This is a genomic window from Nocardia thraciensis (assembly GCF_054782435.1).
The window spans coordinates 135,602-150,554 of sequence record NZ_BAAGSM010000037.1 but is presented as its reverse complement, the minus strand read 5'-3'; the positions used below and the strand labels follow the sequence as shown (position 1 = coordinate 150,554).

Genomic DNA, 14,953 nt, shown 5'->3' with positions numbered 1-14,953 from the left:
GTGTGGCGGAGGTGGGGGCGGGTGGTCGGGGTGCTGGGGGCGGGTGTCGTGGTGGGCGTGGTGGCGCTGTGGCCGGTATATGTGCGGCCGCGTGTCGATGAACCGGCCCGGGCCGATGCGATTCTCGTGCTGGGCGGGGCGCACGACGGGCGGGAGGAATTGGGGCTGCGGCTGGCGCGGGAGGGGTACGCGCCCGTAGTGGTGTTCTCCGATCCGTACGAGCACAGCCCACGGATGAACCGGATCTGTCACGGCGGGTACAGCTTTCGGGTCGAGTGTTTCGATCCGGAGCCGCGGACCACGCGGGGCGAGGGTCGGGAGCTGGCGGCGCGGGCGCGGGCCGAGGGCTGGCAGCGAGTGATCGTGGTGACGTGGACGCCGCACATATCCCGGGCGCGGTACGTGCTCGGCCAGTGCTGGGGCGGGGACATCCTGCTGGTCGACGCGCGTCCGCCGATATCGGTCGGGAGGTGGGCGTACAACTTCGCCTACCAGTCCGCCGGATACGTCAAGGCCGCGACCGAGGATTGCTGAACCAGCCATCTCACATGATGGGATAATGTGACGTAACGGATCCGTAACGGTCCGGAAAAGCCGACTCTACATTCACCCACGACCCTCACTCTTCGAGCCTGCTCGTTGAGAGCCGGATTGAGGAGTTCTTGTGGTCGACGTAGAAACACGCCCGGCGAATTCGGTCGCGGCGACGAAGGAAACGCTGGAGGATTACACGCTGCGCTTCGCGCCGCGCAGCTACCGCAAGTGGAGCCCGGCGGTGGTCGGCGTCTCCGCGCTCGGCGGCATCGCCTATCTGGCCGATTTCTCCATCGGCGCCAATGTCGGCATCGCCAACGGCACCGGCAACGCACTGCTGGGGATCGGCATCTTCGCCGTCCTCATCATGCTCACCGGATTCCCGCTGGCCTACTACGCCGCGCGCTACAACATCGACCTGGACCTGATCACTCGCGGCAGCGGGTTCGGCTATTACGGGTCGGTTGTCACCAATCTGGTGTTCGCGTCGTTCACCTTCATCTTCTTCGCCACCGAGGGCTCGATCATGGCGCAGGGCCTGGAACTGGGCCTGCACATCCCGCTGTGGCTCGGCTATCTCGTGTCGACGCTGATCATCTTCCCGCTGGTCATCTACGGCATGAACACGCTGGCCAAGCTGCAGGTGTGGACGACGCCGCTGTGGCTGCTGCTGATGGTGCTGCCGTTCCTGTTCCTGGTTGTGCGCCACCCGGATTCGATCGGGGACTTCTTCGCCTACGGCGGCAAGGACGGCGTCGGGGTGAGCATCACCGGCTCGCTGCTGGCCGCGGGCGTGTGCCTGTCGCTGATCGCCCAGATCGCCGAACAGATCGACTATCTGCGCTTCATGCCGCCGAAAACGCCGGAGAATTCCCGCAAGTGGTGGAGCTGGATGCTGCTGGCCGGTCCGGGCTGGGTGGTGTTCGGCGCGATCAAGCAGGTCGTCGGCCTGTTCCTGGCGGTGTACCTGATCGCGAGTTTGCCTGGCGCGCAGAACATCGCGAACCAGCCGGTGCACCAGTTCCTGGAGATCTACCGCGATATGGTGCCGTCCTGGCTGGCGATGACGCTGGCGGTGGTGCTGGTGGTCATCAGTCAGATCAAAATCAATGTGACCAACGCGTATTCGGGGTCGCTGGCGTGGACGAACTCGTTCACCCGCGTCACCAAGACCTACCCGGGGCGGCTGGTGTTCCTCGGCTTGAACCTGGTGATCGCGCTGGTTCTGATGGAAGCCAACATGTTCGACTTCCTCAACGACATCCTGGGCTTCTACGCCAACTGCGGTATCGCCTGGATCGTCACCGTCGCAACGGATATCGCGGTCAACAAGTATCTGCTGAAGATCTCGCCGAAGCAGCCGGAGTTCCGCCGCGGCATGCTCTACGACTTCAACCCGGTCGGCCTGGTCGGCTTCGGGCTGTCGGCGGTGCTGTCGATCATGTGCTTCTTCGGCCTGCTGGGTGAGGCGTTGAAGCCGTACTCGCCGATCGTCGCGGTCGTGATCGCCTTCGTCGCCACGCCGCTCACCGCGCTGGCCACCAAGGGCAAGTACTATCTGCGCCGCACCGACGACGGCATCGAGCTGCCGATGTTCGACGAGCACGGCAACCCATCCGGGGAGACCCTGCCCTGCGCCGTCACCGGGCTGGAGTTCGAACGCCCCGACATGATCGCCTCGGCGGTCCCGGGCCCCCAGGGCGAGATCCAGTACATCAGCTCCTTGGCGCTGTCGACCGACAAGTCCGGTGCACACGTACTGCCGGAACGGTAGCCCCGGCCAAAAGCATGCCGGGACAAGGAAAATGCCACTCCCTCCCTTCATTACGGACAAGGAAGTGGCACTCCCTCTGCCACTCCGGACTAGGGAGCGGCACTCCCCTGGTCACTCCGGACTAGGGAACAGCACTCCCCTCTGTCATTTCCGGCACGCTTTTGGCCGGATTCCAGAGGACAGCAGCTGATGGCCCGGGCCGGTCAGCGGAAGCGGATGTCGACCGTGGCCAGGCCGAAGATCTTGCGTCCGGCGGACTTCGCGACGATGGCGACGACGCCGGAGCGGCTGTCGGGATCCCGGGATTTCACCCGGCCGGAGTACTCGATCTGCCCGCCCCCGCGACCCGACACGATCGCGTAGTTCGACAGCCGAACCCGATACCGGGTGACCGCGCCGGGATCGTCGGACCACGCGGACACGAATCCGGCGCCCAGCCCCATCGTGATCATGCCGTGCGCGATCACATCCGGCAGCCCCGCGAGTCGCGCCACGGGTTCGTCCCAGTGGATCGGATTCCAATCCCCGGACACTCCCGCGTAGTTGACGAGATCGCCGCGCGTCAACCGCGCATCACGGATCGGCAACTCGGCGCCGACTGCCAGGTCATCGAAAGATACTGCCGTGGACGGGATTCGCTCGGCGCCGCGCGGTGAGAGCCGCAGCTCCCCCTCGGGCCGCCGCGGCTGCTCCTCGTCAGCCGAGGTCGCCACGGCCTCGCTCCGGCCCAGCATCTTCACGTCGTGCACCATCAGGTTCTCGACGGCGTTCGTGATGCCCGGGTCCACTTCCGCACCGGCGACACCGACCACCGTCGTGTGCATGACGTGCACGACCTCCCCGTCCACGTCGGTGAAGGTGTTCGTCACGGTGATCAGGTCCTTGCCCGCGATCCGGCGCACGGCGGACAGCTCCACGTCGGTGATCAGCCGGTCCCCCGCCACGATCGGCCGGTGCTGCTCGAACACCTGCTCGGTCTGCACGAACATGTCGTAGCCGACCACCACGCTCTCGAACAGCTTGCGGTTCGCCGCCATCGCGGGAATGGAGACGAACGTCAGCGGGGCGACCAGCCCGTCGTAGCCGCGCTCGGCCGCGGCGTCCTCGTCCCAGTGGGCCGGATGCCAATCCTGTACTGCCCGCGCGTATTCGCGGATCTTTTCGCGCCCGACCACATAGGGCTCGTCCACCCGGTAGTAGTGCCCGACCTTGGACGCCACATCGGGCGCCTCGACCTCAACAGTCACCGTCCACCTGCCCTTTATCTCGACAACGCCCCAATCGGACACTATCCGACACGGCTCCATGATTGGGGTATGAAGCCGTCCAGCATCTCGGCGGTCGAGGCTGGAGCCATTCACAGGCGGGCCGGCCGACCGTGCGCCGGGCTCAGGAATTGCTGGGCAGCGGAAAATTCAAGTACGCGCGTGACGGCGTCGGCCCGCGCTGCCCCTGATACTTCGAGCCGGCCGCGCTGCTCCCGTAGGGGTTCTCGGCCGGGCTGCTCAGGCGGAACAGGCACAGCTGCCCGATCTTCATCCCCGGCCACAGGGTGATCGGAAGATTCGCCACGTTCGACAGCTCCAGCGTGATGTGGCCGCTGAAGCCCGGGTCGATGAACCCCGCCGTCGAGTGGGTCAGCAGGCCCAGCCGCCCGAGGCTCGACTTGCCCTCCAGCCGCCCGGCCAGATCGTCGGGCAGCGTGCACACCTCCAGCGTGGAGCCGAGCACGAATTCGCCCGGATGCAGCACGAACGGCTCTCCGTCGCCGGGTTCGACCAGGCTGGTCAGCTCGTCCTGCCGCTGCGCCGGATCGATGTGGGTGTAGCGGGTGTTGTTGAACACCCGGAACATTCGATCCAACCGGACGTCGATGCTCGACGGCTGGACGAGTTTCGCGTCGAACGGCTCCAGCGCGAGCCGTCCGGTACCCAGCTCGGCACGAATGTCGCGATCGGAAAGCAGCACGCAAGGATCCTATTCTGCAGCGCGCAGCGCCTCCGTTGCGGGCGGTGGGAAGCGGACAGGTTCGGCGGAACCGTTCATCGGGACCGCGCTGCTGTGAAATTCTCGTCGGGACACCTCCACCGCCGCAGGCTGTCGAAGGCCTTGTGTGCGGTCAGGAGGAACCATGACCGGTGATCCGAGATTCGTGTCCACGCGACATCATCGCGCCACCCCGCCCGATACCGCCGACCCGACAGCACCTCCGGGCAACGGCGGCGGCAGCCAGCACGGCCTGGTCAAGCTGCTCGCCGCGACGGGAAACGGGGACCGGCACGCGTTCACCGAGTTCTATCGCGCCACCAACCCCAGGGTGTTCGGCCTGGCGTTGCGGATCCTGCGCAACCGCCCCGCCGCCGAGGAGACCACCCAGGAGGTCTACCTGCAGGTCTGGTCGAAGGCCGAACATTTCGATCCGGGCCTGTCGACACCGATCGGCTGGCTGATGATGATCACGCACCGCCGGGCCGTTGACCGGGTGCGCACCGAGCAGACCTCCTTCGTCCGCGATGTCGCCTACGGTCACAGCCATCTCGGCCGCGACCACGATGTCGTCGTGGAGACGGTCGGACAGCGCCTGGAGGAGCAGGCGGTGCTGCGCTGCCTGGAGTCGCTCTCCGGCATCCAGCGTGAGACCGTGGCGCTGGCCTACTACAGCGGCCGCACCTATCGCGAGGTCGCCGAGCATCTGGCCGTGCCGCTGCCCACCATCAAGAGTCGTATGCGAGATGCCTTGAAGCGCTTGCACAATTGCCTGTCCGGAGTTGCCCATGCCTGATACCGATCCGCCCGGCCCGGCCGCCGACGACGATCTGGTCGAACTGGCATATCCGTACGCGCTCGACGCGGTGTCCGACTCCGAGCGCGACGAGATCGACGAGCGGGTCGCCGCCGCGGCTCCCGAAACCGGCCGCGCCTTCGGCGAGATCGTCCGCGAGGTGCGCGAGACCATGGGCGTGCTGTCGGCGCTCGATGCCCAGGCCGCGCCGCCGGAGGTGGAGGCTCGCATCATGGCCCGCCTCGACGAGGCGGCGAAGGATGCCCCGACACCCCTCACCCGCGCCCGGCGGCGCCCGCCGCTACGCTGGCTGGCCGCGGCGGCCGCGGCGATCATCGCGGCCGTGGTCGGAGTCGGCGTCGCGACCGACTGGGGCCGGGACGAGCGGACCCCACCGATCGCGGAACGCATTCTGCAGCAACCGGATACCCGCACGGCGACCGCCGAGCTGAGCACCGGCGGCAGTATGACCGCACATGCCTCGGCCGAATTGGGAGCGGCCACAGTGGCTTTCGAGGCCGTCCCCGCGCCACCGGCGGGCCGGGTCTATCAACTGTGGCTGGTCCCGCCGGACGGCCAACCACGATCCGCCGGAGTCCTCACCCAGCTCCCCTCTCCCACAGCCCCTTTGGTGACAACATTCGCCCCCGACGACAAACTCGCAATATCCATCGAGCCGGACGGCGGCTCACCCACCCCCACCACAACCCCCCTAGGCGCCGTCGCGTTCGACTGAACCCGCCCGTCGCCCCACCGACAACCCGTCCTGGCATGCCCAACAACACCCGTCTCGCTGGCCACCAACACCCGTCGCGGCATGGCCACCGACACCCGTCGCGGCATGGCCACCGACAACCCCGTCATCCCGGCATGCTTTTGGCCGGGATCCGGCCAAAAGCGTCCCGGAAGTGACAGGGGCGCGCTGGTTACAGCGGGGTGCGCATCAGCACCACGTTGTACTGGGTGTGCTGGGTGACGAGGAAGTACAGGTCACTGCCCGTCTGGTACGGGTAGATCATCGGCGCGTAAGCGGCGGGGAGTTCGCGGGTGTCGATGAGGACGCGCGGCGGGGTCCACGGGCCCTCCGGCGACGGCGCGGTGCGCATCACCACGGAGTTGGCCCGGTCGGTGGTCAGCATGACGTACTGCCCGAGGTGCTGGTTCCACATCACCGACAGCTCGCCGACGTCGCCGACGATCGGCTTGGCCGCGTTCACGTCCTTCGGCTTCCAGGCGCCGCCGTCCCAATATTCGTAGGCGTCCATATTGGCGATATCGGCTTCCTTGACGCGGGAGACGAACCCGTCGTTCTCGCGCCCGGCCGGGGTGCCGTACCGGTAGACGTAGCCCTCGGCCTTCAGATACGCCGCCTGCTGGAAGTTGTGGTCGCCGCCCTCGTCGGCGCGGCGGGTGTTGGGCAGCTGGGCCCACGTCTGACCGCCGTCGCCGGAGACGGCCATGGTGGAGAAGTTGGTGTCCCAGTGCCCGTTGGCGCCCCACTCGCGCACCGACATCATGTTCATGTACTGCACGCCGCCCACGGAGATGCCGGCGGTCGGGATGAAGCTGATCTCGATGCCCGGAATCTTCGGGCTGGGCAGCGGGTTGTCGACGAAGCTCGTGTAGTGGATGCCCTGGGCCGGGCTCGCGTCGGCCGCGCTGCGGAACAACACATTGGACCGCCAGGCCCACATGCTGCCCGCCAACAGGTTCGGCATGCCCAGTCCGGCGGTGTCGCCGTAGGCGGTGAGCATCTGTCCGCGTCCGTCGTCCCACATGATGCCGAGATCCGCGCCGAGCACGTTGTTGTTCTGGGTGTTGTTCGGCGAGGCCATGCCGGTCATCTGATAGACGGCCTGGGTCGCGCCGTGCAGTCGCGGCAGGCCGTTGACGCCGTTGAGGCCCGGAATCGGGTTGATGTTGTTGGGATCGGCCCCGGCAGGCGAGGCCGACAGGGCCAGCAACGCAACCGCCGCGCATGCTCCGGCAAGTGCGGACAGACGATTCATGCTCCCGTTCCCTTCCGTCATCAGGTCACGCCGTGGGTATTGTGCCCGTTTCGGGCCATCGATGTGGAGTATGCGTCGGACAACATTCATCACATCGCTGTCACGGGTGTGGTTCGTTACGGCAACAAGGCCCCGCAACCGGGGCGAATCCGGTTGCGGGGCCTTGTCGTTGGTAGCCGGTCAGCTCGCGCGTGCCGGGGCGGTCAGAAGGCCGCCTCGTCCAGCTCCATGATGTCGTTGTCCAGGTTGGACAGCACCGCGCGGGTGGCGGTCAGCTCGGGCAGGATGTTGCGGGCGAAGAACTGCGCCACGCCGATCTTGCCGTGGTAGAACGCCTCATCGGAGCCGGTGGCGCCGTTGTCCAGCGCCTTGATCGCGATCTCGGCCTGGCGCAGCAGCTGCCAGCCGATGAGCAGGTCGCCGACCGAGAGCAGGAACCGCACCGAGCCCAGGCCGACCTTGTACAGCTCGCTGGGGTTCTCCTGGGCTCCCATCAGGTGCCCGGTGAGGGTGGCGGCCATGCCCTGCACATCCTCGAGCGCGGTGGCCAGCAGCTTGCGCTCGGCCTTGAGGCGGCCGTTGCCCGCCTCGCTGTCGATAAACTTCTGGATCTGCCCGGCCACGTGCGCCAGCGCCACACCGCGGTCGCGGGCGATCTTGCGGAAGAAGAAGTCCTGCGCCTGGATGGCCGTGGTGCCCTCGTAGAGGCTGTCGATCTTGGCGTCGCGGATGTACTGCTCGATCGGGTAGTCCTGCAGGAAGCCCGAACCGCCCAGCGTCTGCAGCGACTCGGTCAGGTACTGGTAGGCCCGCTCCGAGCCGACGCCCTTGACGATCGGCAGCAGCAGGTCGTTGACCCGCGCGGCCAAGTCGGCGTCCGCGCCCGAGACCTGCTCGGCCACAACGGCATCCTGATGCGCCGCGGTGTACAGGTAGACCGCGCGCAGACCCTCGGCGTAGGCCTTCTGGGTGGCCAGGCTGCGGCGCACGTCGGGGTGGTGGGTGATGGTGACGCGCGGGGCGGACTTGTCGGTCATCTTGGTCAGGTCCGCGCCCTGCACGCGCTGCTTGGCGTAGTCCAGCGCGTTCAGGTAGCCCGTCGACAGCGTGGCGATGGCCTTCGTGCCCACCATCATTCGGGCGTTCTCGATCACTTCGAACATCTGCGCGATGCCGTTGTGCACCTCGCCGACCAGCCAACCCTTGGCCGGGATGCCGTTGCCGCCGAAGGTGACCTCACAGGTCGCGGACACCTTGAGGCCCATCTTGTGCTCCACCCCGGTGACGAACACGCCGTTGCGCTCGCCCAGTTCGCCGGTCTCGTGGTCGAAGTGGAACTTCGGCACGAAGAACAGCGACAGGCCCTTGGTACCGGGTCCGGCGCCCTCGGGGCGGGCCAGCACCAGGTGCACGATGTTCTCGAACAGGTCGTCGGAGTCGCCGGAGGTGATGAACCGCTTCACACCTTCGATGTGCCAGGTGCCGTCTTCCTGTTTGATCGCCTTGGTGCGACCCGCGCCGACATCCGAACCGGCATCCGGCTCGGTCAGCACCATGGTGGCGCCCCAGTCGCGCTCGACCGCGATCTCGGCCCACTTCTTCTGCTCTTCGGTGCCGTTGTTCCAGAAGATGGTGTTGAAGCCGGGACCGGCGGCGTACATGTACGCCGCGGGCTGGGCGCCGAGGATCAGCTCGCTGATGGCCCAGTGCACACTGCGCGGGACGCCGAGGCCGCCGAGCGCCTCGGGCAGGCCGAGCTTCTCCCAGCCGCCCTCCTGCAGAGCGCGGAAGGACTTCTTGAACGACTCGGGGATCGCCACGCTGTGGGTCTCCGGGTCGAAGACCGGCGGGTTGCGGTCGGCATCGGCGAAGGACTCGGCGAGCGGGCCCTCGGCGAGGCGGCGAACCTCGCTGAGCATCTCCTTGACGGTGTCGGCGTCCAGATCGCCGAATGCGCCGCTCTCCAGGATCGAACCCAGGCCCAGGACCTCGAAGAGGTTGAACTCCAGGTCGCGGACGTTGCTCTTGTAGTGACCCATTTTTCTCTCCATTGAGGTTGGTGCGGTCCGGTTGTCCCGTTCCCGCCCGTTGTCTCCGCCGGGTAGCCGTCAACCTGCTACTCGCGGGTAACTTACCCTGTATATTACCGGCGGGTAATGCCTCTTTCAAAGGACTGAGCGGGGGATGTGACGCGATGAACAGTCCCGCCCCGGCGATTCGCGCTGGCCACGCCCGGATCCCCGGCGTCGAACGCCGCTCGGCGACGTCCACCGAGAACGGAACAGGGCCAGGTAGCGTCGCATATTCCCGATGTACGGCGGTCTCCGGGTTACCGTTGGGCGTGCGCATCGAGACGAGTGCGGGACCCGCGGAGATCGAGCTGGACAAGCCGCGGAAAGCGGCGTTCCTGTTGCTGCTGACGCACGGCTCGGGCGGCGGGGTGGACGCGAAGGACCTGCTCGCGGTGCGCGACTGCGCGGTGGAAATCGGGGGCGCCGTGGCCCGCGTGGTGCAGCCGTACCGGGCCGCCGGACGGCGCGCTCCCGGCGCCACGAGCGTGCAGGACGCCGCGTGGCTGGAGATCGTTGCCGCGTTGCGCAAGAAGGTGCGCGGGGTCCCCCTGATCCAGGGCGGGCGCAGCAACGGAGCCCGGGTCGCGTGTCGCACCGCGATCGATGCCGATGCGAAAGGCGTTGTGGCGCTGTCGTTCCCACTGCACCCACCCGGGAAGCCGGAGCAGACGCGACGCGACGAGCTGTTGGCCGCGCGGCCGGTCGAGGTCGTCGTGGTCAACGGCGCCCGCGATCCCTTCGGTATTCCGGCCGCCGCCGATGCGACCGAGGTGAAAGTCATCCCCAACCAACCACATTCGTTCCGCAGCGGCTTCGACCTGATCACCGGGACGGTCGCGCCATGGTTGCGCCGGTGGAGCGAGAAGCACTGAGCCGCGACAGTTTCCGTTCCCTCACTTATTCCGGCCTGCCGGGGAGGCGAGGTGGCTCAGGCGTCGGCCGCGTCCGGGGTGATGGCCTGTTGTTCGAGGTCGGGGACGGTGCGGACGGCGACGACCAGGGCGTCGACGGCGTCGCCCGCCTCGGTCGGCCGTAGTACGCGGTCGGCGACGCGGATGCGGATGTGGTCGCCGACGGCGGTCAGGTCGGCCATCACGTCGTTCGGGGTGAACAGGATCGAGGGGTCCCGCGGACCGCCGTGGCCCTCGGTGAGGTTGGTGGCGTCGTGGCCGAGCACCAGCAGGGTGCCGCCGGGTGAGAGCAGGTCGGCGGCGTGCCGGACCAGGGCGCGGCGCTGCTGCTCGGGCAGGTGCAGGTAGGTCAGCAGGATCAGCTCGAACGGGCCGGTGATCCCGGCCGCGTCCAGATCGGTGACGTCGGCGCACTGCCAGGCGATCCGCCCGCGCACCGACCGCGACAGCCGCGATGCGACCGTCCGCCCCTTATCGATGCCGACCTGCGAGAAGTCCACGGCCCGCACCTGCCAGCCGTGCGTGGCCAGCCACAGCGCGTTGCGCCCCTCCCCGCAGGCCAGATCCAGCGCCCGCGGCAGGGCGGGCGGCGTCTCGCCGGGTGCGTCCGGCGGCAGCGGGGTTCGCCGCTCCAGCCCGAAGACGTGCTCGACCACGGTCCCGTTCGGCGGTGCGCCCCACACCAATTCACTCTGCGCATACCGCGCATCCCAGTCGGCCGCGTCCATGCACCGAGTGTATGGGCCGCCCCGGACGCGCCATCGCCGACCGGATCGCACGGCGGTACGCGATCCGGAAGCATCCGACTCCGAACTGGTGCGGCGCTGCGCGGAGGCCGCCGCTCAGGCCGGATGCACCTGGTTCCATGTCGACTTCGACCCCGAACCGACGCCTGGGGGTTTCGCCCCACCGACGCCGGACTGATCGCGCTGTGAGCATCCGCCCACACCGAAATCCGCTCTACAGCGTGGTGCGCATCAGTAGCACGTTGTACTGACTGTGCACCGTGGTGAGGAAGTACAGGTCACGACCGGTCTGATACGGGAAGATCGACGGGGCGTAGGCCGTGGGCAGCTCGCGGGTGTCGATCAGCACCTCCGGCTCGGTCCACGGGCCCTCCGGGGAGGACGCGCGCCGCATCACCACCGAATCCCACGGATCCGTGGTCAGCATGAGGTATTGCCCGAGGTACTCGTTCCACATCACCGACAACTCGCCGACGCCGCCCGCGATCGGCGCGGCCGCGTTGACATCGCCCTTGACCCAGCGGCCGCCGTCCCAGTACTCGTACTCGCCGAGGTTCTGGATGTCGTTCGCGCGCACCCGGGCCACATAGGCGGCCTGTTTGCGACCCGACGGCGTGCCGTACTCGAAGACCCAGTCGCCCTCCTTCACGAAGGCGTTCATCTGGAACTTCGAGTTCCCGCCCTCGTTGGGGCGCCGGGTGTGGCCCAGGTCGGCCCAGGTCTCGCCGTTGTCGGCGGAGGCGGCCAGGCCGGAGAAGTTCGTGGTCCACTCGCCGACGTCGTCCCAGCTCCGCACCGACATCAGGCTCATGTACTGCACGCCGTTGACGGAGATGCCCGCGGTGGGAATGCGGCTGATCTCGACGAACGGGATCTTCGGGCTGGGGATCAGGTCCCGGGCCTGGCCGAAGACGTCGCGCACCACGCTGTCGTAGAAGATGCCGTTCACCGGATTCTGGGTGTGGCTGCGCAACAGGATATTGCTGCGCCAGGCCCAGGTGCTGCCGGAGAGCAGGTTCGGGAGGCCGAATCCGGCGCTGTCGCCGTAGGCCGTAAGCATTTCGCCGTAGCCGTTGTCCCACATGATGCCCAGGTCGGTGCCGAGCACGTTGTAGCTCTCGGTCCGGTTGGGACTGGCCAGGCCGGTCACCTGGAATACCGCATCGGTGCGACCCGGTAATTGCGGTAGGCCGTTGGTGCCGTTGAGCACCGGGAAGGGATTGATCGCATTCGGATTTGCGGCGGCGGGGGCGGTGGCGGTGAGCAGCACGGCCGAGGCGCCCGCTATCGCAGACAGCAGGATGGAAACGGTCCTGGTCAAGTCGGTGAGCCCTCCGGATCCAAGCGGGTACGGCGCACCGGTGGAGCTTGTGACGCCGCACTCGAAAATCGACTGGCTGGCACGAGCGAGCAAATGCTAGCAGCGAATCGACATGGAACCGGTTTGTCTCACCAGGTTTCGGGGTAATGCACTATTTCTGGGCTGAATTGTTATTTCTTCGACAGTGCCTGACGTATCAGCAGCGGCAACTGGGTGGCGCGCTCGATGCCGAGGGTGCGGCGCACGCCCGCCTGCCAGCTGCGGTCGAACAGCCGCTTGGCGCTGGCCACCGCGTGCGGCGAGCGCGCCGCGATCCGGTCGGCCAGCTTCTCCGCCGCCGCCCGCGGATCGAAGGTCACCTCGGTGACCAAGCCGATGCGCTCGGCGTAGGCGGCGTCGACCGGGTCGGCGGTCATGGTCAGCAACAGCGCCTTGTCGACCCCGATCAGCCGCGACAGGGTGGCCGCGCCGGTCATATCCGGGATCAGGCCGTGCTTGGCCTCCATGACCGAGAAGTCCGCGTCGGGCGTGGCGAACCGGATGTCGGCGGCGAGCGCGAGTTGCAGTCCGCCGCCGTAGCAATGCCCGTGCACGGCCGCGATCACCGGCTGCGGCAGTCGCCGCCACGCCCAGCATGCCTCCTGGAAGGTATTGGTACCGCGCCACGGGATCGGCACGAAGTTGCGCACGATGGTCAGCGGATCGCCGACCGCCTTGGCGATATCGAGGCCGCTGGAGAAACTGGGCCCGTTGCCCGCCAGGATCACCGCGCGAATATCGTCGCGCCCGCCGATCACCCGAGCCACCTCGACCAGATCGCCGAGCATCTCGATGGTCAGGCCATTGTGCTTGTCCGCACGATCCAGGGCGACGTACGCACGATCACGATCGAAGGTGAGGGAAACATTGCTCATCGCAGCAAGCCTCTCATTCTCGCCTCTCATCCCCGTCCGGTGTCCAGTTGGTCGAGGAGGATTCGGGCGCACCGGGCGGGGTCGTCGTAGAACGGGGTGTGGCCGCTGCCGGGGAGGGTCAGGTGGCGGGCGTTGGGCAGCCAGGCGCGGGCCCGGCGGCTCTGGGTGGCGTAGGTCAGCAGGAGGTCCCGGTTGCCCCACGCGACGGTGACCGGGACGCGGTCGAGGCGGCCGCCATCCTGCAGGCGCGCATCGGTGAAAGAGGCCAGGGCGGCGTCGAATCCGGGCGCGTCGATGGCACCGGCGGCGGTGTCGATCGCGACCCGGGTGCCGACCGCCCAGGGCTTGCCGAACACCAGGCTCAGAAAAGCGGTGCGCCCCGCGGCCGTGCCGAGCAGCGTCGGCATCGCGGACCGCATCCGACGACCCAGGCTCTTGGTGCGGCCGAGTGCCTGCTGGCACCACACCCGCCCGGCGACGGACCAGAATCCGATCGGTGAGAACGCGGTGACCGAGCGCGCCAGGCCGCGGGCGCCCAGATTCAGCACGATCAGCCCGCCCATGGAATTGCCCGCCAGATGGGGTTGCTCCAAGCCCTGCTCGTCGAGGAATGCGGCGAGCGCGTCGGTCAGTGTGTCGACTGTGGTGCTCTCCAGCGGTTCGGAGGCGCCGAAGCCCGGCAGATCGACGGCGACCACCTCGAACGATTCCGCGAGGGCTTCGATGACCGGCTCCCACACCTCCCAGCGGCTGCCGACGCCGTGGACCAGGACCAATGGTTCGCCCGTACCGGTTCGGTGGTGGTTCAGCATGCTCCTCGACTTCCCCGCGTACCGGTGAGACCGCCGCCCACAGTAGCAACGATTGACGCAACGCCAACAGGGGTGCGGTAGCGGGTACGATAAATGGTATGGCTACCCGTAAGGTGACGTTATCCCTGGACGCGGCGTCCTGGTCGTACGCCGAGCAAGCGGCGGCCCGTGCCGGAATGTCCCCGTCCGCGTGGATCTCGCGCGCCGCCCGGCGCGAGGCGGTGCGCACCGGTTGCGTCCCCGCACCGGAGCCGACCGCACTCGCGGCCGCCGACGAGTCCGAGCTGATCGCCGCCGAGGAGGCGATGCGTGCGCAGGGGTGAACTGTGGATCTACAACCCGCATGGTTCGCCCCGCCGTCGCACTGTCGTCCTGATCTCCAGCGACGGCATCAATGAGTCCCCGCGCCCCTGGCTGATCGCGGCCGAACTCCTCGACGAGGACCCGCTGGACATTCTCGCCGTCTCCGTACCCGACCACGGCTGGGTGCACGCCGGGAACCTCGGCCGCATCTACCGCGGCTGGCTCGCCGAACGCATCGGCGAGGTCGATGCCGAAACCCTGGAGCGACTCGATACCGCACTGCGCGCCGCGATGGATTTGTGAGCCGTCAGCCGATTCGAGGCGCCGACTGTTCCCGAACCGCGCGATACGGCAGGATCACGACGGCGGTTGTGCCGCCGCCCCGACACATCACATTGCGAGAATCGAGGAACCGTTGAGGATTTCGCTGATTGCCGCCGCATTCGTCGCGCTGCCGCTGCTGGCGGCATGCGGCGGATCGGACCACTCGGAACACGAGTCGAAGATCACCCAGGCGGACCTGTCCAAGTCCCTGCAGGACAGCGGCCTCAAGGACACCAAGATGGCCGACTGCGCTGCCGAACACTATGTCAACGAGGGCATTTCGCAAGACGGCCTGAAGATCATGACCAAGCCCGGCAACAACGCGCAGACCTCGGATCCGGCCGCCATGGGCCTGAACCAGGGCGATGCCGACAAGGCCCGCGAGGCCACCAAGAAAATCGTCTCGGAATGCCTGCAGTGAGCCCCTTCGCCCGGCCCGCCGAATGTGTCC

General features: G+C 67.6%; 16 protein-coding genes. 8 read left to right on the top strand and 8 right to left on the bottom strand.

Annotated features, from left to right (window positions below; genetic code table 11):
- Nucleotides 1-534, top strand: a complete 534-nt coding sequence (locus tag ACYVLQ_RS24715) for a YdcF family protein (protein WP_460699899.1) — start codon at nt 1-3, stop codon at nt 532-534.
- A 130-nt stretch (nt 535-664) separates the two neighbouring features.
- Nucleotides 665-2,308, top strand: a complete 1,644-nt coding sequence (locus tag ACYVLQ_RS24710) for a purine-cytosine permease family protein (protein WP_460699898.1) — start codon at nt 665-667, stop codon at nt 2,306-2,308.
- Between the two features lie 203 nt (nt 2,309-2,511).
- Here ACYVLQ_RS24710 and ACYVLQ_RS24705 read toward each other — a convergent pair whose 3' ends face one another.
- A complete protein-coding gene (locus ACYVLQ_RS24705; RefSeq protein ID WP_460699897.1) occupies nt 2,512-3,555 on the bottom strand; it encodes a fused (3R)-hydroxyacyl-ACP dehydratase subunits HadA/HadB in 1,044 nt (347 codons plus the stop codon).
- A gap of 142 nt (nt 3,556-3,697) precedes the next feature.
- Nucleotides 3,698-4,276 carry a dCTP deaminase gene (gene dcd, locus ACYVLQ_RS24700; RefSeq protein ID WP_460699896.1) on the bottom strand — a complete coding sequence of 193 codons (579 nt, stop codon included), beginning with the start codon at nt 4,274-4,276 and terminating at the stop codon, nt 3,698-3,700.
- Nucleotides 4,277-4,439: 163 nt separating this feature from the next.
- Between dcd and sigK the strand changes: the two genes are divergently transcribed.
- Together sigK and ACYVLQ_RS24690 are read left to right on the top strand one after the other, a co-directional pair.
- Complete coding sequence (gene sigK / locus ACYVLQ_RS24695) at nt 4,440-5,090, top strand: ECF RNA polymerase sigma factor SigK (protein WP_460699895.1); 651 nt, start codon at nt 4,440-4,442, stop codon at nt 5,088-5,090.
- Entirely contained in the window at nt 5,083-5,826 is a 744-nt protein-coding gene (locus ACYVLQ_RS24690; protein WP_460699894.1) for an anti-sigma factor, read from the top strand. Before sigK ends, ACYVLQ_RS24690 begins: the two co-directional genes overlap by 8 nt.
- A 190-nt stretch (nt 5,827-6,016) precedes the next feature.
- Here ACYVLQ_RS24690 and ACYVLQ_RS24685 read toward each other — a convergent pair whose 3' ends face one another.
- On the bottom strand, nt 6,017-7,099 hold the full coding sequence (locus tag ACYVLQ_RS24685; RefSeq protein ID WP_460699893.1) for a DUF4185 domain-containing protein: 1,083 nt from the start codon (nt 7,097-7,099) through the stop codon (nt 6,017-6,019).
- 203 nt (nt 7,100-7,302) lie between these two features.
- Nucleotides 7,303-9,138: an acyl-CoA dehydrogenase gene (locus tag ACYVLQ_RS24680; RefSeq protein ID WP_460699892.1), complete on the bottom strand. Its 1,836-nt coding sequence runs from the start codon at nt 9,136-9,138 to the stop codon at nt 7,303-7,305.
- Nucleotides 9,139-9,440: 302 nt separating this feature from the next.
- Between ACYVLQ_RS24680 and ACYVLQ_RS24675 the strand changes: the two genes are divergently transcribed.
- Entirely contained in the window at nt 9,441-10,043 is a 603-nt protein-coding gene (locus ACYVLQ_RS24675) for an alpha/beta hydrolase family protein (RefSeq protein ID WP_460699891.1), read from the top strand.
- 56 nt (nt 10,044-10,099) lie between these two features.
- On the opposite strand, the gene ACYVLQ_RS24670 is transcribed toward ACYVLQ_RS24675, so the two are convergent.
- The 4 genes from ACYVLQ_RS24670 to ACYVLQ_RS24655 form a co-directional block, all read right to left on the bottom strand.
- Nucleotides 10,100-10,810, bottom strand: coding sequence for a class I SAM-dependent methyltransferase (locus ACYVLQ_RS24670; protein WP_460699890.1), 711 nt, complete (start codon nt 10,808-10,810; stop codon nt 10,100-10,102).
- Nucleotides 10,811-11,042: 232 nt separating this feature from the next.
- On the bottom strand, nt 11,043-12,149 hold the full coding sequence (locus tag ACYVLQ_RS24665; protein ID WP_460699889.1) for a DUF4185 domain-containing protein: 1,107 nt from the start codon (nt 12,147-12,149) through the stop codon (nt 11,043-11,045).
- Between the two features lie 170 nt (nt 12,150-12,319).
- A complete protein-coding gene (locus tag ACYVLQ_RS24660; protein ID WP_460699888.1) occupies nt 12,320-13,063 on the bottom strand; it encodes a crotonase/enoyl-CoA hydratase family protein in 744 nt (247 codons plus the stop codon).
- A gap of 26 nt (nt 13,064-13,089) precedes the next feature.
- Nucleotides 13,090-13,875 (bottom strand): alpha/beta fold hydrolase, encoded by a 786-nt coding sequence (locus ACYVLQ_RS24655; RefSeq protein ID WP_460699887.1) that lies wholly within the window; start codon nt 13,873-13,875, stop codon nt 13,090-13,092.
- Between the two features lie 98 nt (nt 13,876-13,973).
- Here ACYVLQ_RS24655 and ACYVLQ_RS24650 point away from each other — a divergent pair, with 98 nt between their 5' ends.
- The 3 genes from ACYVLQ_RS24650 (at nt 13,974) to ACYVLQ_RS24640 (ending at nt 14,923) form a co-directional block, all read left to right on the top strand.
- Complete coding sequence (locus tag ACYVLQ_RS24650; protein WP_460699886.1) at nt 13,974-14,198, top strand: hypothetical protein; 225 nt, start codon at nt 13,974-13,976, stop codon at nt 14,196-14,198.
- Nucleotides 14,185-14,481, top strand: coding sequence for a hypothetical protein (locus ACYVLQ_RS24645; RefSeq protein WP_460699885.1), 297 nt, complete (start codon nt 14,185-14,187; stop codon nt 14,479-14,481). Before ACYVLQ_RS24650 ends, ACYVLQ_RS24645 begins: the two co-directional genes overlap by 14 nt.
- A 112-nt stretch (nt 14,482-14,593) precedes the next feature.
- Nucleotides 14,594-14,923, top strand: coding sequence for a hypothetical protein (locus ACYVLQ_RS24640; RefSeq protein ID WP_460699884.1), 330 nt, complete (start codon nt 14,594-14,596; stop codon nt 14,921-14,923).
- The last annotated feature ends 30 nt before the right edge of the window (nt 14,924-14,953 follow it).